Raw genomic sequence first — 23,689 nt, 5'->3', positions numbered from 1 at the left:
ACACTCCTTGTCTCGTTTTTATTCACTGGAGAGTCAGCATGATCAAGTCGCGCGCCGCCGTTGCCTTCGAGGCCAAGAAACCCCTCGAGATCGTTGAAGTCGATGTCGCCATGCCGAAGGCCGGTGAAGTCCTGTTGCGCATCGTCGCTTCCGGTGTTTGCCACACCGATGCCTATACCTTGTCCGGCGCTGACCCGGAAGGCATCTTCCCGTCGATCCTCGGTCACGAAGGCGGCGCTGTGGTTGAAGCCATCGGCGAAGGCGTAACCTCGGTTGCTGTCGGCGATCACGTGATCCCGCTGTACACCCCGGAATGCCGTCAGTGCAAATTCTGCCTGTCGGGCAAAACCAACCTCTGCCAGGCGATTCGCGCCACCCAAGGCAAAGGCCTGATGCCGGATGGCACTTCGCGCTTTTCCTACAAGGGTCAGCCGATTTTCCACTACATGGGCACCTCGACCTTTTCCGAATACACGGTGCTGCCGGAAATCTCCGTGGCCAAGATCGCGAAAGAAGCGCCCCTGGAAAAAGTCTGCCTGCTGGGCTGCGGCGTCACCACCGGCATCGGCGCGGTGCTCAATACCGCCAAGGTAAAACCGGGTGACACCGTGGCCATTTTCGGTCTCGGTGGCATCGGTCTGTCGGCCGTGATCGGCGCAGTCAAAGCCAAGGCTGCACGCATCATCGCCATCGACATCAACCCAGCCAAATTCGAGATCGCCAAGCAACTGGGTGCAACCGATTGCGTGAACCCGAAAGACTTCGACCGCCCGATCCAGGAAGTCATCGTCGACATGACCGATGGCGGCGTCGACTTCTCCTTCGAGTGCATCGGCAACGTGCAGTTGATGCGTGCGGCCCTTGAGTGCTGTCACAAAGGTTGGGGCGAGTCGGTGATCATCGGCGTGGCCGGTGCCGGCCAGGAGATTTCCACCCGTCCATTCCAACTGGTCACCGGTCGCGTCTGGCGCGGTTCGGCATTCGGCGGCGTGCGTGGTCGCACCGAATTGCCAAGCTACGTAGAAATGGCTGAAACCGGCGAGATTCCGCTGGATACCTTCATCACCCACACCATGGGCCTGGAAGATATCAACAAGGCGTTCGACCTGATGCATGAAGGCAAGAGCATCCGTTCCGTCATCCATTTCTGAGGTCGGTCATGAGCCTGGAAAATATTTCCTGCCAGAAAAGCTTCGGCGGCTGGCACAAACGCTATCGGCACCGCTCCGACGTGCTCGGCTGCGACATGGTGTTCGCGGTGTACCTGCCGCCGCAAGCGGAGCAGGGCGGCAAGCTCCCGGTGCTGTACTGGCTGTCCGGCCTGACCTGCACCGATGAGAACTTCATGCACAAGGCCGGCGCCCTGCGCATGGCCGCCGAGTTGGGGCTGATCATCGTTGCGCCGGACACCAGCCCGCGCGGTGCTGATGTGCCGGGTGACCCGGATGGCGCCTGGGACTTCGGGCTCGGTGCCGGCTTCTATCTGAATGCCACGCAGGAACCGTGGTCCCGGCACTATCGGATGCATGACTACGTTGTGCAGGAATTGCCGGCATTGGTCGAAGCGCATTTCCCGGCGTCGGACAAGCGCGGCATCAGCGGGCATTCCATGGGTGGCCACGGTGCACTGGTTTGCGCGCTGCGTAATCCGGGGCGTTATCAGTCGGTGTCGGCGTTTTCGCCGATCAACAACCCGATGGATTGCCCGTGGGGGCAGAAAGCTTTTTCCCGTTATCTTGGGGAGGACCGTTCGAAGTGGCGCGAATGGGATGCTTGCGCCCTGATCGCCGAGGCCGATGAGCAGTTGCCATTGCTGGTCGATCAAGGCGATCGCGACGATTTCCTTGCCACCCAACTCAAACCTGAAGCCTTGCAGCAAGCGGCCAAACTGGCCGGTCATCCGTTGACGTTGCGTCTGCAACCGGGCTACGACCATAGCTATTTCTTCATCGCCAGCTTCATCGACGACCACTTGCAGCATCATGCGCGCGCCCTAGGCGCCTAATGCAGGTAGAATCACGCCCTGACAAAAATCGGGGCGTTTTTTTATGCGTATTGGCCACGGCTATGATGTGCACCGTTTCGCTGAAGGCGATTTCATTACTCTGGGCGGTGTGCGGATTGCACACGGCTTCGGGCTGCTCGCTCACTCCGACGGTGACGTCCTGCTGCACGCCTTGAGCGATGCCTTGCTCGGCGCCGCCGCGCTGGGTGATATCGGCAAGCATTTCCCGGACACCGATCCAACCTTCAAGGGCGCCGACAGCCGCGTGCTGTTGCGTCACGTCGTCGCACTGATCCACGCCAAGGGCTGGAAAGTCGGCAACGTCGATAACACCATCGTCGCCCAGGCGCCGAAAATGGCTCCGCATATCGAATCGATGCGCGCGCTCATTGCCGCGGATCTTCAAGTTGAGTTGGATCAAGTGAACGTGAAAGCTACCACTACCGAAAAGCTTGGCTTCGTCGGTCGCGAAGAAGGCATTGCCGTGCATTCCGTTGCCTTGTTGCTGCGCGCATGAACGAACTGCAACTGCTTGGCCCGCGCGCCTATGGCGAAGCCCTTGGCACCGCGGTACTGAAAGCCACGGCGGAAGATTTCCAGGTTGATGAAGTGCTCAACATCCCGCTCAGTGGCGATGGCGAGCACCTGTGGATCTGGGTGGAAAAGCGCGGTCTGAACACCGAAGAAGCCGCACGCCGGATTGCAAAAGCGGCCGGCGTGCCGTTGAGGACCGTCAGTTATGCGGGCCTCAAGGATCGTCAGGCACTGACCCGCCAGTGGTTCAGTGTGCAACTGCCGGGCAAGGCCGACCCCGATCTGTCGGCGGCGGAAAACGACACGCTGAAGATCCTCAAGACCGGCCGGCACAAGCGCAAGCTGCAACGCGGTGCCCACTCGGCCAATGGCTTCACTTTGCGCCTGACCCAATTTGCCGGCGACAAGGCGGCGATCGAAGAACGCCTGCAACTGATCACCCAGCAAGGTATTCCGAATTATTTCGGTGCCCAGCGCTTCGGCTTTGATGGCGGCAACGTAGTCGATGCCCGCGCCTGGGCTGCGCGTAAAGCGTTGCCGGAGCAGCGCAACGTGCGTTCGCGCCTGCTCTCCACCGCCCGCAGTTTTCTGTTCAACCAGGTGTTGGCGGCGCGTGTCGCTGATGGCAGCTGGCAGCGCGCCCAGGTCGGCGATCTGCTGGCTTTCACCGACAGCCGCAGTTTCTTTCCGGCCGGTGAAGCCGAGTGCAACGATCCACGCCTGGCGATACTTGACCTGCATCCGACCGGTCCGCAGTGGGGCGAAGGTGACTCGCCGACCACGGGCGCTGTCCATGAACTGGAGCAGGCAATCGCCAGCCGCGAAGCAGACTTGCGCGATTGGTTGATTAACGCCGGAATGAGCCACGAACGTCGCATCCTGCGGCTGCCCATTGGTGGGTTGACGTGGCATTATCCCGAGCCTGACATTCTGCAACTGGAATTCGTCCTCCCGGCCGGATGCTTCGCCACCGTATTGGTGCGCGAACTCGTCGATCTGGTGCCGGTGGGGCAGACGGACAGCCCATGCGTATTCTGATTTCTAACGACGATGGGGTAACCGCACCCGGTCTCGCCGCGCTTTATGCTGCGCTGGCGGATTTCACCGAGTGCGTGGTTATCGCCCCGGACCAGGACAAAAGCGGCGCCAGCAGTTCGCTGACGCTCGACCGTCCGTTGCACCCGCAAACCCTGGCCAACGGCTTTATCAGCCTCAATGGCACACCCACCGATTGCGTGCACCTGGGCCTTAACGGCTTGCTGGAGCGCCAGCCGGACATGGTGGTTTCCGGTATTAACCTGGGTGCGAACCTGGGGGACGACGTGCTGTATTCCGGCACCGTGGCGGCGGCCCTTGAAGGTCGCTTCCTGGAGCGTCCTTCGTTTGCCTTTTCGTTGGTCTCACGGCAAATAGAGAACCTTCCCACAGCCGCCTACTTTGCGCGCAAACTGGTCGAAGCCCATGCTGACCTCCAGCTGCCACCGCGCACGGTGCTGAACGTGAATATTCCGAACCTGCCGCTGGACCATATCCGCGGTATTCAGTTGACCCGCCTCGGGCATCGCGCCCGCGCCGCGGCGCCAATAAAAGTCGTCGATCCACGGGGCAAGTCCGGCTATTGGATTGCCGCCTCAGGGGACGCCGAAGACGGCGGTCCGGGAACCGATTTCCATGCGGTGATGCAGGGCTATGTCTCAATCACTCCACTACAACTGGATCGCACCTTCAATGATGCCTTCAGAAGTCTCGATGGCTGGCTGGAGGGGCTGCGTTAATGTCTCGTGAACAAGACGATATGCTGCGTCGCGGCATCGGCATGACTTCCCAGCGGACCCGCGAGCGCCTCATTCAGCGGCTGTATGAAGAGGGGATTTCCAACGCCAAGGTGCTGGAAGTCATCCGCCGTACACCGCGTCACCTGTTCGTTGACGAGGCGCTGGCTCACCGCGCCTACGAAGACACCGCGCTGCCGATCGGCAATAACCAGACGATCTCCCAGCCTTATATGGTGGCGCGCATGAGCGAGCTGCTGCTGGAGGCCGGTCCGTTGGACAAGGTGATGGAGATCGGCACCGGCTCGGGCTACCAGACCGCCGTGCTGTCGCAGTTGGTGGAGCGGGTGTTCTCCGTGGAGCGCATCAAGGTGTTGCAAGACCGGGCCAAGGAACGCCTGGTCGAGCTGAACCTGCGCAACGTGGTCTTCCGCTGGGGCGATGGTTGGGAAGGCTGGCCGGCACTGGCTCCTTATAACGGCATTATCGTCACCGCTGTTGCCACCGATGTGCCCCAGGCACTGCTTGATCAGTTGGCGCCGGGCGGACGCCTGGTGATTCCGGTCGGCTCCGGTGAGGTCCAGCAATTGATGCTGATCATCCGTGAAGAACAGGGCTTTTCCAGGCGTGTTCTGGGAGCGGTACGCTTCGTGCCATTGCTCAATGGGCCACTGGCCTGAGCATTTGTTTTCGCGCGCTGAATTCTCTTCGATCGGCCGTGTCTTACAGCGGCATCGATTGTTTAAACGGATTTCATCGTCAGGCAGCAAACGTGTGCGCGAAGCGATTTCACGTCATTAAAGGTAAAGCCTGTACGGCCCGTTATACTTGCGACATTTCGTGCCGGAACACGGCAATCCACATTTTCAGCCACCACAAAGGGAGCGGCGGGTGAGTCTCACAGTCATTGCGCAGCGTATGGGTACAGCAAGCTTTCAGCGCCTGGTGACTGGCCTTGTCTTGAGCACGTTGCTGGTCGGTTGCTCCAGCACCAAGTCGAGCACCGTTGGCGTGGTGGATCGCAACAAAACCGTAGCCCAGCGTCCGGCCGTCACCACGGGTCAATATGTCGTTCGACCTAAAGACACTCTGTTCTCGATCGCTTTTCGCTACGGTTGGGACTACAAAGCCCTCGCTGCCCGGAACAATATTCCTACGCCATACACGATCCATCCGGGTCAGACGATTCGCTTCGATGGTCGTACCGGTTCAACGCCGACGACAGTCGTAAGCTCGTCAAATTCAACGCCTTCATCGTCGCTGAAAACCACAGTAATCCGACGCCAACCGAATGGCGCAACGACCAGTACAGCGGTGGTTGCACCGTCCGTCGCGAGCAAGCCAGCCCTCGCACCACTGCCTCCTGCAGGTCCGGCCCCGACCGGCTGGGGATGGCCTTCTAATGGCATATTAATTGGAAAATTCTCTTCAAACGGTAGTTTGAATAAAGGAATTGATATCGCCGGGGATTTGGGACAGCCTGTTTTAGCTGCGTCTGATGGGACGGTGGTATACGCCGGGAGTGGCTTAAGGGGCTACGGCGAATTAGTCATCATCAAACACAGCGATACCTACGTCAGTGCTTACGGACATAACCGTAGGCTGTTGGTTCGGGAGGGGCAGCAGGTCAAAGTCGGACAGACAATTGCCGAAATGGGGTCAACGGGTACAGACCGGGTGAAACTGCATTTTGAGATTCGCCGACAAGGTAAGCCTGTAGATCCGCTGCAATTCCTGCCACGTCGTTGATTTGTTGTCAGCCTGTTCCGTCACGTAGAGGGAACAGGCTCCAGCGTTGCCAAGGATAAAGGCGCCGCTTGAGCTTGAGGTCGAACTCACCAAAGGACTATAACAATGGCTCTCAGTAAAGAAGTGCCGGAGTTTGACATCGACGATGAGGTTCTCCTTATGGAGACCGGCATCGGCACGGATTCGATGTCGAATGATGAAGGGGCTGCACCGCCTTCCGTTCGCGCCAAATCCAAACACTCCGCTTCGCTAAAGCAACACAAGTACATCGACTACACTCGGGCACTCGATGCCACGCAGCTGTACCTCAACGAAATCGGCTTTTCCCCACTGCTCTCTCCGGAAGAAGAAGTTCATTTTGCGCGCTTGTCGCAAAGTGGCGATCCGGCCGGGCGCAAACGCATGATCGAAAGTAACCTGCGGCTGGTGGTGAAAATCGCCCGGCGTTACGTCAATCGTGGCTTGTCGCTGCTGGACCTGATCGAAGAGGGTAACCTCGGGCTGATCCGGGCCGTGGAAAAGTTCGACCCTGAGCGCGGCTTCCGCTTTTCGACCTACGCAACCTGGTGGATACGTCAGACCATCGAGCGCGCGATCATGAATCAGACCCGGACCATCCGGTTGCCGATCCATGTGGTCAAAGAGCTCAACGTGTACCTGCGGGCTGCACGGGAACTGACGCAAAAGCTCGATCACGAACCCTCACCCGAAGAAATCGCCAACCTGCTGGAAAAACCGGTGGGCGAGGTCAAGCGCATGCTGGGCCTGAACGAGCGGGTTTCTTCGGTCGACGTCTCGCTGGGTCCGGATTCGGATAAAACCCTGCTGGACACCCTTACCGACGATCGTCCAACCGATCCATGCGAACTGCTGCAGGACGATGACCTGTCACAGAGCATCGATCAGTGGCTCTCGGAGCTGACCGACAAGCAACGCGAGGTGGTCATACGCCGCTTCGGCCTGCGCGGTCACGAGAGCAGCACGCTGGAAGATGTGGGCCTGGAGATCGGTTTGACCCGGGAGCGGGTCAGGCAAATCCAGGTGGAAGGCCTTAAGCGACTTCGAGAGATTCTCGAGAAGAACGGCCTGTCGAGTGAGTCGCTGTTTCAATAAGCGTCCACTCAATGGCAACCAAAAGCCCCGACTGGTTCGGGGCTTTTTGTTGCCTGGGAGAAATCTCGGGTTCGTAGACTCGCGTTGTAAGACTTTGCTTACTCTTTCGTAAGTGTTCGCTATTTTTACAGGTTGGCAGTTGTCTATTTTGACTGCGGCATGATTTTAACTAGCTGTTTTATATGGTTATTTTGTTTTGTTTCGCGCATATGACAAGCCGTTACCTGCCCGAAGGGCGGTTGTTCATGCCGGGGAATTCTCTAGTATCTGGGTTGTGTCGACGGATAGACACGCCCTTCAAGGAAGAGGGGAAAGGACATCGCAGGACGCGGTTCATCAGGACGATGAAAAGGAATACAGGGAATAGGGAAAAAATGTGGGCGGGTCAAACCGCCCCTTTTTTTGCCTGCAGAAAAGCAAAAAGGCCCACAAGGGGCCTTTTCAAGAACGCGGGGTCAATCAGCGTTCGAGGTCTTTGATCTTGCCTTTCACGCCATCCCACTCTTCGGCATCGGGCAGCGATTCTTTCTTCTCGGTGATGTTCGGCCAGATTTCGGCCAGATCAACGTTCAGCTGAATGAATTCCTGCATCTCTTCCGGGACTTCATCTTCGGAGAAGATGGCCACGGCCGGGCATTCTGGTTCGCACAGTGCGCAGTCGATGCACTCATCCGGGTGAATCACCAGGAAGTTCGGGCCTTCGTAAAAGCAGTCCACCGGACAGACTTCTACGCAGTCGGTGTACTTGCACTTGATGCAGTTGTCGGTGACGACGAAGGTCATTTCTAATTTTCTCCTCAGGCGGCGGCAGCGGAGCCCCTTCACGTTGGGGTCGCCAGGTTCGGGAGCGATAGTCTGCTGGCCAGGCTATGAGCCAGCAGCATCCCAAACCGCGCGAGATTCTAACAGCTTGCACGCAAGTGCGTTAGATCCGTGTCTTTAGTGTATAGAGCATTTCGAGCGCACGACGCGGACTCATATCGTCCAGGTCCAGTTTGGCCAGTTCGTCGAGCACCGGATGCGGCAGGCTGGCGAACATGTCGCTCTGCTGCGGCGCGGCCGGTTTGCCTTTGACGGCTTTCGGCACTTCGTGGGGCAGGGCAGTGGCTTCCAGGCGACCCAGGTGCTCGCGAGCACGCACGATCACTTCGCTCGGCACGCCGGCCAATTGCGCAACCGCCAAGCCGTAGCTTTGGCTGGCAGGCCCAGGCAACACATGGTGCAGGAACACGATGCGTTCGTTGTGCTCGGTGGCATTCAGATGCACGTTGGCCACCAGCGGCTGGGCCTCCGGCAACACGGTCAGTTCGAAGTAGTGGGTAGCGAACAGCGTGTAGGCACGCAGGTGCGCCAGGCGCTCGGCAGCAGCCCAGGCCAGGGACAGACCGTCGAAGGTGCTCGTACCGCGTCCGACTTCGTCCATCAGCACCAGGCTGCGCTCGGTGGCGTTGTGCAGGATGTTCGCCGTTTCACTCATTTCAACCATGAAGGTCGAACGGCCACCGGCCAAGTCATCGCTGGAACCGATCCGGGTGAAGATGCGATCCACCAGCGACAATTCGCAACTGGCTGCCGGTACGAAGCTGCCGATGTGCGCCAGCAACACGATCAACGCAGTCTGGCGCATGTAGGTGGATTTACCGCCCATGTTCGGACCGGTGATCACCAGCATGCGGGTATTGTCGTCGAGGCTCAGGTCGTTGGCCACGAACGGCGTGCTCAGCACTTGCTCGACCACCGGGTGACGCCCCTGGCTGATGCGCATGCACGGCTCGTCGACGAAGCGCGGGCAGTTCAGGTCAAGGTTCAGTGCACGTTCGGCGAGGTTGCTCAACACGTCCAGTTCGGCCAGCGCGGCGGCAGTGTCCTGCAACGGCGGCAATTGCGAAATCAAGTCTTCGAGCAACGCTTCGTAGAGCATCTTCTCGCGCGCCAGGGCACGGCTCTTGGCCGATAGCGCCTTGTCTTCGAACGCCTTCAGTTCTGGCGTGATGAAACGCTCGGCACCCTTGAGCGTCTGGCGACGGATGTAGTCCGCCGGCGCCGATTCGGCCTGTTTGCTCGGCAACTCGATGAAGTAACCGTGAATGCGGTTGTAGCCGACTTTCAGGTGCGACAGACCGGTGCGGGCCTTCTCGCGGGCTTCAAGGTCGATCAGGAACTGCCCGGCGTTTTCGCTGAGCGATTGCAGGTCGTCCAGCTCGGCGTCGTAACCGGTTTTCAACACGCCGCCGTCACGGATGACTGCCGGCGGGTTGTCGATAATGGCTTTTTCCAGCAACGCCGCGAGTTCCGGGTAGGTGCTGGTGGTCGCGGCCAGTTGAATGATGTGCGGGGCTTCGAGTTCGGCCATCGCCACTTGCAGCTCGGGCAATGCGCCGAGGGCATCACGCAGGCGGGCCAAGTCACGAGGACGAGCGTTACGCAAACCGATCCGCGCCAGGATCCGCTCGATGTCGCCGATTTCCTTGAGTTGTGGTTGCAGCTTTTCGAAACGGTAGCCGTCGAGCAGGCAAGTGATTGAGGTCTGACGCGCCAGCAACACGGTCAAGTCCCGCAGTGGACGGTTCAGCCAACGGGTCAGCAAGCGGCTGCCCATGGCGGTCTGGCAGCGATCGACCACCGATTGCAGGGTGTTCTCGCGGCCACCGGCCAGGTTGGTGTCCAGCTCCAGGTTGCGACGGCTTGCGCCGTCCAGCACCACGGTGTCGTCCAGGCGTTCATGACGCAGGCTGCGCAAGTGCGGCAGGGCGGTGCGCTGGGTTTCCTTGGCGTAGCTGAGCAGGCAGCCGGCGGCACCGATGGCCAGGGTCAGGTTCTCGCAGCCGAAGCCTTTAAGGTCCTGGGTCGAGAATTGTTGGCAGAGACTTTTCAGCGCCGTATCGCGTTCAAAATCCCACGGTGCCCGACGACGAACCCCGCGGCGTTTTTCCGCCGGCAGGTCCTTCGGCCAATCGTCCGGGATCATCAGCTCTACCGGATTGACCCGCTCCAGCTCCGCCAGCAGGTTTTCCCAGCCTTTGATTTCCAGCACGGTGAAGTTGCCGCTGGTGATGTCCAGCACCGCCAAACCGAACAGACGCTCGTCACCCAGCACCGCCGCGATCAGGTTGTCCCGACGCTCATCCAGCAACGCCTCATCACTGACCGTACCCGGCGTGATGATCCGCACCACCTGCCGATCCACCGGCCCCTTGCTGGTGGCCGGATCGCCAACCTGCTCACAGATCACCACCGACTCGCCGAGCTTCACCAGTTTCGCCAGGTAACCTTCGGCGGCGTGGTAAGGAATCCCGCACATCGGAATCGCCTGGCCCGCCGACTGCCCACGGGCGGTCAAGGTGATGTCCAGCAACTTGGCGGCCTTCTTCGCGTCTTCATAGAAGATCTCGTAGAAGTCACCCATGCGGTAGAACATCAGCTGGTCAGGGTGCTGGTTCTTCAGGCGCCAGTATTGCTGCATCATCGGCGTGTGCGAGGACAGATCGGAGATAGCTTTATTCATCGGAAATCAGGAAAACTCGTTGAAAGGTGTAGGGCAAAGGAGGGGCATCGGCCCGGCTTTTCCGCGATGGGCGCAAGGTTAACATGAGCCGTCTGCCGGACGCAGGCATGAAAGGCCTGAGACCATTGCGCTTTTATTTACGTTTTATGCGCTCTCTATGCAATTCTGCATTTGTTTTCCGGAAAAAGATCAAGCACTATTCGCGTTATGCAAAAACGCAATGTTTCTTCAGTCTTAAGAGCGCTGCTCGATCAGCACGGGATCTCCCCCACGGAGCTTCACCGACGCACCGGCGTGCCTCAATCCACACTCTCGCGCATCCTCAGCGGGAAGATCGTCGATCCTTCGGATAAGCACATCTCGAAGATCGCCGAGTACTTCGCCGTGAGCACCGATCAATTGCGCGGGCGCGCGGATGTTGCGCCGGCCGCCGGTGCCGGGCGCGAGCCCCTACATTCCGAACTCAAGGATATAAGCTTGTGGGACGACGATACCCCTGTCGATGACGACGAGGTGTCGGTCCCCTTTCTTCGCGAGGTTGAATTGGCTGCTGGATCAGGAAGATTCGTCATCGAAGAAAGCGAGCGCTCCAGCTTGCGCTTCGGCAAGCGCAGTCTGCGTCATAACGGCGTGCAGTTCGACCAGGCCAAGTGCGTGACGGTGCGCGGCAACAGCATGTTGCCGGTCCTGCGCGATGGTGCCACCGTCGGCGTGAATGCCGGTAAATGCGGGATTGGCGACATCGTCGACGGCGACCTGTACGCGATCAACCATAACGGCCAACTGCGGGTGAAACAGCTTTATCGTCTACCCTCCGGTATCCGTCTGCGCAGCTTCAATCGCGATGAGCACCCGGACGAGGACTACACCTTCCAGGAAATCCAGGAAGAGCAGATCGTCATCCTCGGTCACGTCTTCTGGTGGGGCATGTACGCCCGCTAACCTAACCGTTACCCGATAAAACCCGCCACCCGGCGGGTTTTTTTTCGCCTGCGCAAAACCACCAACACCTTTGTCTGCGAGGCTTTCATGCGTCAGCGCAAAACAAATGCATAAATAAATGCATTTGCGCATTGACTGTATATGCATCCATGCATATTCTTTGTCTCAAGCCGCTCAACAAAGCGGCTCGAAACGAAGCTCTTTAGTTCCACCACAAAGGCAGCGATGAACCGGCCTCAACGGTTCAGAGGGTTGGCAACTGACCCGGGTGTGCAGCGTAAAGCACCAGAAGCAGTTATCCGGCGGGCAGGGACCGCGGTCGGAAAAACAATTTGAATGGACTCGTACCGCGCCAGTAGCGCCGAAAAGTCAGCTTCCTTTTTTGCTAACAGGATCAAAGGAAGGCGAAGGACCGCATTACTGAAAAGCCCGGTTAATCGCCGGGCTTTTTGGAATGCCTACCTACCGTCAGGCACTTCAAGAGACAAGGTTTGAAATACACACATCACTCATCAATCACCCCAGGAGGCGTGACATGACAAACGAGCAACAAGCGTTGCTGGACATGCCGATCTGGCTTGTCATCGTCCTCGCCCTGGTGGGCGGGGTGTCCGGCGAAATGTGGCGCGCCGACAAGGAAGGCGCTCGAGGCTGGGCGCTGTTGCGGCGCCTGGCGTTGCGCTCCGGGGCCTGCGTGATCTGCGGAGTCTCCGCGATCATGTTGCTGTACGCCGCTGGCGTGTCGATCTGGACCGCGTGTGCGTTTGGTTGCCTCACGGCGATGGCGGGGGCGGACGTGGCCATCGGGCTTTATGAGCGCTGGGCGGCGAAGCGGATCGGTGTCTGCGACCTCCCGCCACGTCCGGATCAACAATAAAACAACGGCGCTGATCTTTGCGTTGCAGGTGAACAGGAGGCCATTAATGTCCGTTGTCATCGAAAAACCTTCGCAGTTTGTTACTGCCATTGCCGAGGCGTTGCGCATCGCCCTTCCCGGCGTGAAGGTCGGCAGCCATCAAGACTTCGACAGCACCGACGATTCGACCCGGGTGCTGATCTCGATCGACCACGATGCGCCGGGCAACCGCGCCAATAACGGACGTATTGCCCATGTCCTGACGGTTTCGTTGCAAGTTGTGTTGCCGACGCCGGGGCCTGAAGTGTGCGACCTGGTCAGCGAGTTGAAAAACCTCGTCACCGACAATCGCTGGAAACTGCCGGCCGATCAATGCGACTTGCCGCAGAACATCGATGGCCTTCCGACCACATCCCTCAGCGGCACACGGGAATACAACGCCTGGACCGTTTTATTCACCCAGACGTTGTACCTCGGGCCATTGCTGCTCGAAGACCCGACGGGCATCCCGAAATTCGCCCGCACCTGGGAGGTGTCAAACATCGACGACCCGGATCAATACACCGCACTCGAGGACTAGCCCATGTTTGACGCGCTGTTACGCATGCAACTGGGCCCGATCATCGAGCGCTTGGCGCAGATGGAGACTGAGCTTGAAGACCTGTATCGACGCGCCGACAGCTTTTGTCGGATCGGCGTGTGTCAGGAAGTCGATGCGGCCAGCAATACCTGCAAGGTCCGCCACGGTGAATTGCTGAGCCCGGCCATCCGTTTTTTCAACCCGAGTGCCGGGGCTCAGAGCGAGTCGCGGATCCCCTCCGTCGGCGAGCAATGCCTGTTGCTGAATCACGGTGGCGGCGAGGGCGGTGGGCAGTCGGTCGCGCTGTTCGGGCTTAACGGTGACCGGTTTCCCCCGGCCTCGACACTGGCGTCGCTGACCCGTCGCCTCTATCAGGACGGCACGGAAAGCGGCTACGACGATGCCAGCCATGTCCTGCACTGGAACAACGGCCCGGCGGCTTTCAGCGGTTCTCGCGAATCCCTTGAGCTGAACATCGGCCCGGCGCGACTGGCGATGACGCCCCAGGCAATTACCTTGCAACTGGGCGCGGTCGGTTTGCTGATCGACGCTGCCGGCGTGCACCTGAGCGGCCCGGTGGTGGATCACCAAGGGCGTGTCATCAGCCCCAAATAAAGGGTTTCCCATGATCGGAATCGATAGAAACACCGGAGCCACCGTCGACGACTGGCTGCAGTTTGTGCAGCGCGCCACCCGCGCACTGACCACGCCGTTGGGCACACGCCAGAAACGACCACTGTATGGCAGCACACTCCCGCAGTTGCTGGGCCAGAACCTCGGCGACGACGTGCTGATCCTGGCCCAGAGCCATGCAGCGCAGGCGTTTTACAACAAGCAGAACGGCATCGACGATTTTGAGCCGCAAGTCATTGTGGCCAGCCGACAGGGCGCGGGGTTGCTGCTGCGCTTCGCCGGCACCTGGAAAAACCGTCAACAGACTTTCGAGGTAGTGACATGAGTATGTTGATCCCCGGCCAGAACCAGTTGGCCGAGCCGGCCATCGTCACCGTCGAAGCCTTTGAGGACTTGCTCGCCGAGTTCAAGACTTTCGTCGTTGAATACGTCGGCGCTCGTTCCCCCGAGAGCGCGACAAAGGTTGTGGTCAGCCTGGAAAACGAAAGCGAATTGCTGACCCTGGCCCTAGAAGCGTTTTGTGTGCGACTGCAAACCCACGAACGCAAATACAACGCCCGCATCAAGCAGATGCTGGCGTGGTGGGCCACCGGCAGCAACCTCGATGCACGCCTGGCGGACATGGGCCTTGAGCGTCAACTGCTGGACCCGGGCGACCCGGCGGCATTCCCGCCGATCCCTCCGGTTTTTGAAAGCGACGACGACGCCCGGTTGCGTTATTACCTGGCGCCCCACGCCCCGGCAGCGGGTTCGCGGATGCAGTATCGCCGGGAGGTTTTTACCCTCGGCGAACGGCCTGCGGTGAAGGTCGAAACCGCTGCGGCGGGCGTGGTGACCGTCACCTACACCTTCGATCCGGACGGCTATGCCGCGCAGGTCAAGGACGGCAACGGACGCCGCACTGCGCCCGGCGAGGTGATGGTCACGGTGCTGGCCCGGGAGGGCGATGGCACGCCGTCCGCAGACCTGCTCGATGGCGTTCGCCAGCATTTCGCCCGGCCTGATGTACGCCCCGAAACCGACCTGGTCACCGTGCAGGGCGCGCAAATCAAGACCTACAAAATCCGCGTCGTGGCGAAGATCAACGCCGGTCCCGATTCGGGGCTGACCAAGGTCGCCGCGCAACAGCAATTGCAGGCCTATGCCGACTCCTGTCATCGCCTGGAAGGGCGGGTGGACCCGAGCTGGATCGACTACACGCTGCACAGCGCCGGCGCGGTTCAACTGCAAATCCTTGAACCGTTGGCGCCGATTGTGACGACGGCGTTCCAGGCCCCGTATTGCACGGGTGTCGAGGTTGAGGTGGACACGTTATGAGTGACGACATACCTCGTCCAAGCCTGTTGCCAGCCAACAGTTCGCCATTGGAACGGGCACTGGATCTCGGTTTCGGCAAATTGCTTGAGCGCATTACGCCGCCGTTTCCGGAGTTGATGAACCCCGCCGAAACACCGTTGGCGTTCTTGCCTTACCTCGGTGCAGATCGGGGTGTCAGCGAGTGGAGTTCCGAAGCGCCAGAAGCTGAGAAGCGCCTGACGGTCGAACTCGCTTGGCCCACCGCACGGCAGGCCGGTACTCGAAAGGCGTTGGAAAACGCCGCCAAAGGTTTGCGGCTCCAACCCGATGTGCGGGCCTGGTACGAACAAACACCACCGGGCGCGCCTTACAGCTTTTCCGTCAGGGCTTTTTCCGAGCAGCCCTACAGCGAAGAAATCGATGCGCGTCTTGATCGACGCCTGGCGGACGCCAAAAGTGAGCGCGACACCTTAAAGGTCTCCGTCGGCCTGAGTGCCTTCGGCAATCACGTCATCGGCGCCGTCACCCTATGCGGCGAGCTGACCACGGTTTATCCGATCGTCATCGAAGGGCTCGAAGCCTCGGGCCAATTCTTTCTGGCCGCCGGGCTCTACACCGTCGAAACCTCCACTATTTATCCTCAGGGGTCCTAAATGGCCGACTACTACACCCTGCTTACCAACGCGGGGATCGCCTACGAAACTGCCTGCAAAGCGGCGGGCCTGCCGATCAAGTTGTCACAGATTTCCGTCGGTGACGGTGGTGGCAGCGTCTACAACCCGGCCGCCACGGCCACCGCACTGAAACGCGAAGTCTGGCGCGGGCCGCTCAATGCACTGTTCCAGGATGAGAAAAATCCGAGCTGGCTGCTCGCTGAAGTCACCATCCCGCCGGACGTGGGCGGCTGGTATGTGCGCGAGGCCGGGATCTGGACCGATACCGGGGTTTTGTACGCCATCGTTAAATATCCGGAGTCGTTTAAACCGGTATTGGCAACGTCGGGATCGGGGAAAGAGTTTTACATTCGCTCGATTTTCGAGACCAGTAACGCGTCGTTAGTGACGCTTCTGATCGATGACACTGTAGTCAAGGCCACCCGTGCCTGGGTCATGAGCTACCTCGCCGAAGAACTCGGCAAACTCGACGGCAAGCAATCGGTTCGCGTTGCCGCAACTGGCAACCTGGTGTTGAACGGTGCGCAACAGATTGATGGTGTCGCGGTTGTTGCCGGCGATCGCGTGTTGCTGACGACGCAGACGTTGGCCAAGGACAACGGCCTTTGGGTAGTTGCCAACGGCGCCTGGGTCCGCACGACTGACGCCAACACCAGCGCCAAGGTAACGCCGGGCCTGACGGTGATGGTTGAAGAAGGAACGGCGAATGGTGACTCGCTGTGGCACCTGACCACCAACGGTCCGATTACGTTGGACGCGACTGCGCTGACGTTTGAGATGTTGGCGGGGCGGACCGGGATTCAGCCTGGCACCTACAAGAGTTTGACCGTTGATAAGTATGGACGGGCAACCGGTGGGGCGAATCCTGAAACGCTGGCCGGATTTGGTATCAAGGACACCTATACCAAGCCTGAAATCGAGGCGCTGATTGCCAAGGCTTCGGCGTTGCCGGTGGGGGCGATTGTCGCGTTCCCGGTTGATACGCCACCGCCGGGGTTTCTTGAGCTGGATAACAGCGTCAAGAGCAGCGCGGTTTATCCCGACTTGAGCGCTTATCTGGCAGGCAAGTTCAATAAGGGGGATGAAGGGGTTGGTAACTTCCGGTTGCCGGAAACGCGTGGCGAGTTTTTGCGCGGTTGGGATCACGGGCGTGGGGTCGATGCTGGGCGTGCGCTGGGCAGTTGGCAGAAAGGCAGCTTGCAGTCCTTCGACCCGTCTAACATCGCCCAAGCCGTTTCCGGCCTCTGGCACAACGTATCATCGGACGCAGGCATAGCGGAGGCTCATGGACTAGATCCATACACCGCATTGGACTATCCCGTCAGTAACTCTGTTTTTACAGCCGGCACGACACCGGTGAACGCTGGTGCTTTAGGTGTTGCACGTCCGCGTAACATTGCGTTGATGTTGTGTATCAAAGCCTGGAACGCTCCGGTTAATCAGGGAAATATTGATATCGCCGCGCTTGCTGCTCTAGCCACCCAGGCAACGGAGATCAAGCAAGGGACAGCCAAGGTCGCAACTCAGACCGCGGTCAATTTGGGTACGGACGATTCAACAATCGTTACGCCTAAAAAGTTGCTTTGGGGCTTTCAGATACTGAAGTCCGGCATCGGCTACTGCGTATTCCCGTCGTGGCTTGGCGGATTCATTATCCAATGGGGTGTGTATAGCGTGGTTTCCACTACGGTTGACCGGGTGGTTGACTATCCGCTCACGTTTCCAACGGCTGCGTTGTCTGCCATCGCAATGAGTGACTACACCCCTGGATCGGGGGCGGTTGGATTTGTTGCAATGGGAGGGGTAACCAGGACAGGCTTCACCGTTCGGTCTTCTGCGGGCACTTCAACAAGATGGTTGGCCGTGGGCTGCTAGGGGAAAGTTATGACTAATAAATACGTTACGTTTGATCAGCACGGTTATATAAAAGAACGTCTTATTCAGGGTGTTTGCGACATTCCTGAAGGAGCGATGAAAATTGATGATGATCTATGGGCGAGGTCTGCAACGGACATAACAGGACGCTGGTGTCTGATAGATGGAGCGTTAACCAAAACTCCATTTCCTGATGTTCAGGTGGATTTTGCAGCGTTGATAGCGGCTGAGCGCTATCAACGAGAAGCGTCAGGCGTTGTTGTCGATGGTTCGACGATTGATACATCGCGAGATGGACAGGCGTTGATTGCAGGTGCAGCCGTCTCGGCCATTCTTGACTCATCTTACAAATGCTCATGGAAAACGGCTGAAGGTTTTGTTGAGTTGGATGCGCCCAGGATTATCTCTATTGCGACGGCTGTTCGTGCCCACGTACAGACTTGTTTTGACCGCGAACTGACATTACTGCGCGCAGTCGAGACGGGTACTTATCGTGACAGCATGTTGACTGAAGGCTGGCCGGATTCATCGCCGCCCGAAAAGACCTCGGTCATCACCCAGCTTCAATAAACGCCCCGCACCGTCGGGGCGTTTTCTTATCCGCTAATTAACACCCAACAGCCCCTTCCTAAAACCAAGGGGCTTTTTCGTCTCTGGAGAAACCCAAATGGCAGAACGCCAAACTTACACCGTCCTCGTCCCGTTCCCCGTCGGGCGTGGTCACTGGTCCACCGCCGGCCAGGAACTCGACCTGCTCGACGTCGAAGCCAATGCACTGCTCAGCGCCGGTCGCCTGGAACTGAAAACATCCACCCAGGCCCAACCGGCCGCTGCCAAGAAGGCTGAATAACATGGCTGAGGTTTTGAACTTCGAGCACAACGGCATTACCGTCAATGCCACTGAATCCCCCGAGGCCATGGGTGGCCTGGGCGACAACGTCATTGGCCTGGTCGGCACCGCGCCGAAAGCCGATCCGCTGATTCCGCGTAACTCCCCGTTCCGCATCAACAGCTTCACCACTCAGGCACTGCTCGATCCGACCGGCGCCGAGTCGGGCACGCTGTACCACGCGGTGTACCAGATCCTCAAAGTGGTGAAGGTGCCGGTCTACGTGGTCATCGTCGAAGAGGGCACCGCCCCGGCCGATACCATCAACAACGTGATCGGCGGCATTGAGCCGGTGACCGGTCGCAAACTCGGCCTGGCTGCACTGAGCGGCGTGCCGGAAGACCTGACCATCATTGGTGCGCCAGGTTTCACAGGTACCAAAGCGGTGGCCAGCGAATTCGCTTCGTTCGGCAAGCGCATCAAGGCCCGCGTAGTGCTCGACGGCAAGGATGCCGCGGTCGCTGATCAAGTGACTTACAGCCAGGAATTGGGCGGTGCGGACCTCGGTTTCGACCGTTGCCTGGTCGTGCACAACATGCCGGCCGTTTACTCCAAAGCGGCGAAGAAAAACGTGTTCCTCGCACCTTCCAGCCTGGCCATCGCCGCACTGGCCAAGGTCAAGCAATGGGAAAGCCCGGGCAACCAGGTGACCTATGCCGAAGACGTTTCGCGGGTCGTGGAATACAACATCCTCGACACCTCCACCGAAGGCGATCTGCTCAACCGTTATGGCATCAGCTATTACGCCCGCACCGTCCTCGGCGGCTTCTCGCTGCTGGGTAACCGCTCCGTCACCGGCAAGTTCATCAGCTACGTCGGCCTCGAAGACGCCATCAGCCGCAAGCTGGTGAAAGCCGGCCAGAAAGCCATGGCCAAGAACCTGACCAAGTCGTTCATGGATCAGGAGGTCAAGCGCATCAACGACTGGCTGCAAACCCTGGTCGCCGACGAAACCATCCCGGGCGGCAGCGTGTACCTGCACCCGGAATTGAACAGCGTCGAGAAATACAAGAACGGCACCTGGTTCATCGTCATCGACTACGGCCGCTACGCGCCGAACGAACACATGGTTTACCAACTCAACGCCCGCGATGAAATCATCGAGCAGTTCCTGGAGGATGTTCTCTAATGTTTACCAACCGCGTAAGACAGGCCATCGCGGCCACCCTGCAAGGCCTGCCGTTGTCGGCGACTGTGGAGAGTTTCGAGCCGCCGAAGATCGATTTCGCAATGGAAACGATGACGGGTGGGCGCTTTATCGGCGAGGACATGGTCAAAAGCGCATCCGTGCTGACGGCCAAGCTGGCCCTGCAAGGCATGGGCCCGGAAGTCATGCTGGCCCTGGGTGTAAAACTGGGTGACGACATCCTGCTGAACGTGCGCGAAGCCGGTCAGGATCAGGACGGCAATACCTGGTTCACCTACCACACCATTGGCGGCAAGCTGAAGTCCTTGGGCGAGTCGGTGGTCAAGATGGCTGATAAGCCGATTACCACGCTTGAATTCACCTGCCGTACTTACAACCGTCTCGAAAACGGCATCCCGGTGATCGACATCGACGTGCGCACCCAGAAGTTCATGCTCAATGGCGTCGACATCCTCGGTGACGCCCGCCGCGCCGTGTTGATGCCGTAAACACTATCCCTGTGGGAGCGAGCTTGCTCGCGATGAGGCCGGCAGATCCAACACTGTGTTGCGTGACCCTCCGCCATCGCGAGCAAGCTCGCTCCCACAAGGGGCTTTGCAATCCCTTTGATCTGCATTCACCAATCGGCATTTACGCAACACCTCCCCATGATCCACCAAGGAATTCATTTCATGTCCTGGACGCCTCCTGTTCACGTCTTGCTGTCGCCGATCACCGCCGACACTCAGGCGCAGATCGAGCAGATTCAGCTCAAACCCTTGTTCTACGCCGCGCAAAAAGAGGCCCTGGCCCATGCCGGTGATGATGAGGACGATCAGTTTTTCGAACTGGCGAAATTGGCCACCGGGCTGTCGGTCAAGGAACTCGACCAACTCAAACGCCCGGACTACGTGAGCATCGCCCAGTACGTGCACGAAATGTCGACCCGCCCGGCTTCTTACTTTCTGGAACAGGAAGGGCAGGGCGATCCATCGGCAGAACCCGATCAAGTACAACTGCTGCAACCGCTCAACGCCGGGGGCCGCAGCATGACTGCGCTGACCCTGGAAATGCCGGTGCTGCGCGCCACCAAGGCGATGAAGAAACTGAAAACCGCCAAGGAACGCGCCGAGTTCATCACCGCCCATTGCACCGGGCTGATGATCCCCGATCTGGACCTGCTGACCGTGCCCGACTGGACACAGCTTCAGATACGCATCGACGATTTTTTAAACAAACCGGCGGACTTCTTTCGGAGCGCGACATCGAAGTAATCCTCGATGTGGTGCCGCTCATTTACCCGGTAAGTGAGGCGGAAATTCTGGAATGGGACGCCGGCAAGGCATTGCGCCGCTACGACATCGCGATCACTCGCCTTGGCGTGAAACAGGAGTAGAGCGGGATGGCAGAGAGTGATTATTCGCTGCACGGTGCGGACATCAATCGCATCGAGCTGCCGCAACTGGGCAGCGCATCTGAAACGCCGGAGCTTGTCGGTTTCGAAGACCCGCTGTCGGGGCTGAACCAGGCTCTGACCACGGCCAGCCTCGATATCCGTCTGTTGGTGGCGGAGCAGGGAAAGCTTCGCGAAACCCTGGCGTCGTTGACCGGTGCACTGTCGACGCAGCAGTCGTTGCTCAAGGCGAATGCATCGGCGCCAGCGCCAGCCAGTGAGGCAAAATCAAAGCTCAAGGCTGAGGTTGACCAGCGAGCACCGCCAGAGGATTTGAGGCCTGCAATCGCGGCACAATCCGCCTTGGTCGACCTGAATCAAAAATTGCATCTGGACCCGGATGAGCTTCAGGAACTGGGCAATGACACCCAGAAGATAGCGGGTGAAAAACGTACCGCCCCCAGCGGCGCAACAGGTGTGCAGCTGTTGCAGGTCCAACAGGCGGCGGTTGATGCACGGGTTCTCAAAGACGTCGAACCGCAGGACAGGAGACAGACGCTGAGGGATCTTGCACGCGACAGCGCCATCATGGCCTCGGCGTTCAAGATCGATATCAAGGAAGCCGGAGCGCTGATGACCGGCTTGCGCACTACGTTGCACCTGGATCGAGAGAAAAGTCTTGAGTTAGGCAACGCGGCCAACCGCCTTGGCGCCAGTCCCGATTTGAAAGCGACGGCGGCAGACATCGGTTCGGTCGTACTGCGCGGCGGCGAGACAGGTCTGGCCGCCGGTATGGCGCCCGAGCAAACGGCGGCGATCGCAGCGGCCCTGCTGAGCGCTTCCGTGGGCAAAGAAGAAGCTGGCGCCTCGTTGAAAACCCTTGGTACTGCGCTCGGTAAAGGTGACAACGCCACGCCAGAGCAGCGAGCTGCCTGGGTGCAACTTGATATCGAACCCGCAGCCCTCGCCAGCAGAATGCGCAAGGATGCACCGGGGGCGATCAGCGATGTGCTGGCGGCTTTGAAGAGCAAGCCGGCCGAGCAACAGACCTTGTTGATCAAGACGCTGTTTGAGGGCGACGAGGGCATCGGCAAGTTGCTGAAGTCGCCTCAGGATCTGAAGACCGCATTGTCTGTGGCGTCCGACAAGGGTGACGGTGACAAGGACTCGATGGCGCAAACCGCCGAAGCTCGAGGGAATACCTCGCAAGCACGCTGGAATGGGTTGGATGCGAGTTGGACACGTCTTGTTACCGGGGTTGGTAACGCAATTGCTCCAGTGACTGACCTCGCGATGCTGAGCGCCGACATGGCGGTCAGTGGTGTGAGTTCGTTGGTTGAAACGTTGCCGGAAGTCACCGCCGCCGTGACCTTGCTCGGTGTTGCGGCCGCCAGTCCGCTTCGTGGCCCCATCCTGAACAAACTGGCGTCGACTGTGTCCACCACCGCCACAGAACTTTTCAAACCGGACGCTGCTATTCAGCCGCCGGGACGTGATGAAAGCGGTGGCCAGGACAAGAAAAAAGTCAGCGACGGTACGCAGGAGAAGGGTGGTAACCCGAAACAGCCGGGAGCCGCTGACGCCAAACCTCCGCGTCCTACGCTACGTAACCGACTGGTTACTTCCAATGCCAGGGCCAAGACTTTCACAGGTCGGCTAGGCGGGCCGCTGGCACTGGCCTACGCGGGTTACAACGGCGTCAAGGCACTGATGGCCGGCGATTACAAAGGGGCTGCAGGCGCTGTCGGTTCGGGTATTGGCGGAGCGGCCGGAGGTTATGCCGGCGCGGCTACCGGCGCGATGATCGGCAGCTTCGTACCGGTCCTGGGCACTGCGCTTGGCGCTGTGGTGGGTGGCCTGGTCGGTTCCTACTTCGGCGGCAAGGGCGGCGAAGCACTGGGTGAGTCCATTTACACCGGGGCTGATCGCCTCCTGTCACCGGACCAGGTCAGCAAAGACCTGACTAACGCCCAAACCAACAATCAGCAAAACACGGTGAACGCCAACATCTACATCAACGGCCTCGATTCACCCAATACCAACGAATTGGCCAACCTGGTCGTGCAACACCTTTCCAACCAGTTCGCAATGATGACAACGACCAATCAACTCGCCGTGCGACGTGACACGGCCCTGACCGATGGGGTGGCTTGATGAGGCAGCAAATGGCACTCGGTACGTTCATTTTTGGCTTGTCGAGCAACTTTGCCTACGACGGTCTGGTGCGCAAGTCGGACGGTGGCTGGGTGAAGGTGGATATTTTGACCAGCAAGCCCAAATCCAGCCAGACCGGTCAAGGCCTGCAAACCCTGACGATCACTGGCAAGGCAATGTACGCGGTGGCCATGGATCGGCTCGACGAATTGCGTGCCCTGCAGGCGCTGCGCATACCTTTGCCGTTGGTCGATGGCATTGGGCGCAACTGGGGTTTGTGGCGCATCGATGATGTGTTGGAAACCCAAAGCTGCGTGATTGATGACGGCACGGCGATGTTGATCACTTGGTCGATTACCTTGGGGGAATACGTCAATGCGTAAGGTACGAACCATCGCCGGTGACTCGGTGAATCTGTTGCTCTACCGCGAAACCGAGCGCTGTGACGACGGGGCTGAAGAAGCGCTGTGGCGCCTCAATCCGATACTGGCCGAGCAAGGCCCTGTACTGCCAGCAGGCGTCTGGGTGGTGCTGCCGGAGCTTGAAACCAGGCCCGCAGCGAAAACGCCGGCAACGGCTTGGGATTAAGGAGG

Annotated in this window: 26 protein-coding genes; 24 read left to right on the top strand and 2 right to left on the bottom strand. The window is 59.2% G+C overall.

What is annotated here, in order from left to right:
• Nucleotides 1-38: 38 nt before the first annotated feature.
• From HKK52_RS14460 to rpoS, 8 genes are all read left to right on the top strand, one after another.
• Nucleotides 39-1,151, top strand: a complete 1,113-nt coding sequence (locus HKK52_RS14460) for an S-(hydroxymethyl)glutathione dehydrogenase/class III alcohol dehydrogenase (RefSeq protein WP_169371381.1) — start codon at nt 39-41, stop codon at nt 1,149-1,151.
• Nucleotides 1,152-1,159: 8 nt separating this feature from the next.
• Nucleotides 1,160-2,005: an S-formylglutathione hydrolase gene (gene fghA / locus HKK52_RS14455; protein WP_169371380.1), complete on the top strand. Its 846-nt coding sequence runs from the start codon at nt 1,160-1,162 to the stop codon at nt 2,003-2,005.
• Between the two features lie 43 nt (nt 2,006-2,048).
• On the top strand, nt 2,049-2,522 hold the full coding sequence (ispF, locus tag HKK52_RS14450) for a 2-C-methyl-D-erythritol 2,4-cyclodiphosphate synthase (RefSeq protein ID WP_010462780.1): 474 nt from the start codon (nt 2,049-2,051) through the stop codon (nt 2,520-2,522).
• A complete protein-coding gene (gene truD / locus HKK52_RS14445) occupies nt 2,519-3,577 on the top strand; it encodes a tRNA pseudouridine(13) synthase TruD (protein ID WP_169371379.1) in 1,059 nt (352 codons plus the stop codon). The genes ispF and truD overlap by 4 nt, the downstream gene beginning before the upstream one ends.
• A complete protein-coding gene (gene surE / locus HKK52_RS14440; protein ID WP_169371378.1) occupies nt 3,565-4,314 on the top strand; it encodes a 5'/3'-nucleotidase SurE in 750 nt (249 codons plus the stop codon). The genes truD and surE overlap by 13 nt, the downstream gene beginning before the upstream one ends.
• A gap of 41 nt (nt 4,315-4,355) precedes the next feature.
• Nucleotides 4,356-4,991, top strand: a complete 636-nt coding sequence (locus HKK52_RS14435) for a protein-L-isoaspartate(D-aspartate) O-methyltransferase (protein WP_173860469.1) — start codon at nt 4,356-4,358, stop codon at nt 4,989-4,991.
• Nucleotides 4,992-5,202: 211 nt separating this feature from the next.
• Nucleotides 5,203-6,060 (top strand): peptidoglycan DD-metalloendopeptidase family protein, encoded by an 858-nt coding sequence (locus HKK52_RS14430; RefSeq protein WP_169371377.1) that lies wholly within the window; start codon nt 5,203-5,205, stop codon nt 6,058-6,060.
• Between the two features lie 105 nt (nt 6,061-6,165).
• Nucleotides 6,166-7,173, top strand: coding sequence for an RNA polymerase sigma factor RpoS (gene rpoS, locus HKK52_RS14425; RefSeq protein ID WP_008154012.1), 1,008 nt, complete (start codon nt 6,166-6,168; stop codon nt 7,171-7,173).
• Between the two features lie 459 nt (nt 7,174-7,632).
• Here rpoS and fdxA read toward each other — a convergent pair whose 3' ends face one another.
• Both fdxA and mutS read right to left on the bottom strand, forming a co-directional pair.
• Complete coding sequence (fdxA, locus tag HKK52_RS14420) at nt 7,633-7,956, bottom strand: ferredoxin FdxA (RefSeq protein ID WP_008077096.1); 324 nt, start codon at nt 7,954-7,956, stop codon at nt 7,633-7,635.
• A 142-nt stretch (nt 7,957-8,098) separates the two neighbouring features.
• Complete coding sequence (gene mutS / locus HKK52_RS14415) at nt 8,099-10,666, bottom strand: DNA mismatch repair protein MutS (protein ID WP_178117486.1); 2,568 nt, start codon at nt 10,664-10,666, stop codon at nt 8,099-8,101.
• A 219-nt stretch (nt 10,667-10,885) separates the two neighbouring features.
• On the opposite strand from mutS, the gene HKK52_RS14410 reads away from it, so the two are divergent.
• The 16 genes from HKK52_RS14410 to HKK52_RS14335 all read left to right on the top strand — a co-directional run bounded on the left by HKK52_RS14410 (nt 10,886) and on the right by HKK52_RS14335 (nt 23,684).
• A complete protein-coding gene (locus HKK52_RS14410; RefSeq protein WP_169371375.1) occupies nt 10,886-11,620 on the top strand; it encodes a LexA family transcriptional regulator in 735 nt (244 codons plus the stop codon).
• 535 nt (nt 11,621-12,155) lie between these two features.
• Nucleotides 12,156-12,497, top strand: coding sequence for a phage holin family protein (locus HKK52_RS14405; protein WP_169371374.1), 342 nt, complete (start codon nt 12,156-12,158; stop codon nt 12,495-12,497).
• 46 nt (nt 12,498-12,543) lie between these two features.
• On the top strand, nt 12,544-13,056 hold the full coding sequence (locus tag HKK52_RS14400; protein WP_169371373.1) for a hypothetical protein: 513 nt from the start codon (nt 12,544-12,546) through the stop codon (nt 13,054-13,056).
• A gap of 3 nt (nt 13,057-13,059) precedes the next feature.
• Complete coding sequence (locus tag HKK52_RS14395; RefSeq protein ID WP_169371372.1) at nt 13,060-13,671, top strand: phage baseplate assembly protein V; 612 nt, start codon at nt 13,060-13,062, stop codon at nt 13,669-13,671.
• A gap of 10 nt (nt 13,672-13,681) precedes the next feature.
• Nucleotides 13,682-14,014, top strand: coding sequence for a phage baseplate protein (locus tag HKK52_RS14390; protein ID WP_123405816.1), 333 nt, complete (start codon nt 13,682-13,684; stop codon nt 14,012-14,014).
• The gene (locus tag HKK52_RS14385) at nt 14,011-15,006 is read left to right on the top strand and encodes a baseplate J/gp47 family protein (RefSeq protein ID WP_169371371.1); all 996 of its coding nucleotides are present in this window, start codon (nt 14,011-14,013) and stop codon (nt 15,004-15,006) included. The genes HKK52_RS14390 and HKK52_RS14385 overlap by 4 nt, the downstream gene beginning before the upstream one ends.
• Entirely contained in the window at nt 15,003-15,638 is a 636-nt protein-coding gene (locus HKK52_RS14380; RefSeq protein ID WP_169371370.1) for a phage tail protein I, read from the top strand. The genes HKK52_RS14385 and HKK52_RS14380 overlap by 4 nt, the downstream gene beginning before the upstream one ends.
• The gene (locus HKK52_RS14375; protein ID WP_169371369.1) at nt 15,639-17,534 is read left to right on the top strand and encodes a phage tail-collar fiber domain-containing protein; all 1,896 of its coding nucleotides are present in this window, start codon (nt 15,639-15,641) and stop codon (nt 17,532-17,534) included.
• Between the two features lie 9 nt (nt 17,535-17,543).
• On the top strand, nt 17,544-18,104 hold the full coding sequence (locus tag HKK52_RS14370; RefSeq protein ID WP_237150783.1) for a DUF4376 domain-containing protein: 561 nt from the start codon (nt 17,544-17,546) through the stop codon (nt 18,102-18,104).
• Nucleotides 18,105-18,201: 97 nt separating this feature from the next.
• The gene (locus tag HKK52_RS14365; RefSeq protein WP_169371368.1) at nt 18,202-18,384 is read left to right on the top strand and encodes a hypothetical protein; all 183 of its coding nucleotides are present in this window, start codon (nt 18,202-18,204) and stop codon (nt 18,382-18,384) included.
• A 1-nt stretch (nt 18,385) separates the two neighbouring features.
• A complete protein-coding gene (locus HKK52_RS14360) occupies nt 18,386-19,552 on the top strand; it encodes a phage tail protein (RefSeq protein WP_169371367.1) in 1,167 nt (388 codons plus the stop codon).
• Complete coding sequence (locus HKK52_RS14355; protein WP_169371366.1) at nt 19,552-20,058, top strand: phage major tail tube protein; 507 nt, start codon at nt 19,552-19,554, stop codon at nt 20,056-20,058. Before HKK52_RS14360 ends, HKK52_RS14355 begins: the two co-directional genes overlap by 1 nt.
• A gap of 183 nt (nt 20,059-20,241) precedes the next feature.
• Nucleotides 20,242-20,823 carry a phage tail assembly protein gene (locus HKK52_RS14350; protein WP_169371365.1) on the top strand — a complete coding sequence of 194 codons (582 nt, stop codon included), beginning with the start codon at nt 20,242-20,244 and terminating at the stop codon, nt 20,821-20,823.
• A 128-nt stretch (nt 20,824-20,951) separates the two neighbouring features.
• Complete coding sequence (locus HKK52_RS14345; protein ID WP_169371364.1) at nt 20,952-23,096, top strand: phage tail tape measure protein; 2,145 nt, start codon at nt 20,952-20,954, stop codon at nt 23,094-23,096.
• The gene (locus HKK52_RS14340; RefSeq protein WP_123511955.1) at nt 23,096-23,479 is read left to right on the top strand and encodes a phage tail protein; all 384 of its coding nucleotides are present in this window, start codon (nt 23,096-23,098) and stop codon (nt 23,477-23,479) included. Before HKK52_RS14345 ends, HKK52_RS14340 begins: the two co-directional genes overlap by 1 nt.
• Complete coding sequence (locus tag HKK52_RS14335; RefSeq protein WP_169371363.1) at nt 23,472-23,684, top strand: tail protein X; 213 nt, start codon at nt 23,472-23,474, stop codon at nt 23,682-23,684. Before HKK52_RS14340 ends, HKK52_RS14335 begins: the two co-directional genes overlap by 8 nt.
• Nucleotides 23,685-23,689 lie beyond the last annotated feature (5 nt).

The organism is Pseudomonas sp. ADAK2 (assembly GCF_012935755.1).
GTDB lineage: Bacteria > Pseudomonadota > Gammaproteobacteria > Pseudomonadales > Pseudomonadaceae > Aquipseudomonas.
This window is presented reverse-complemented; position numbering and strand designations above follow the sequence as displayed.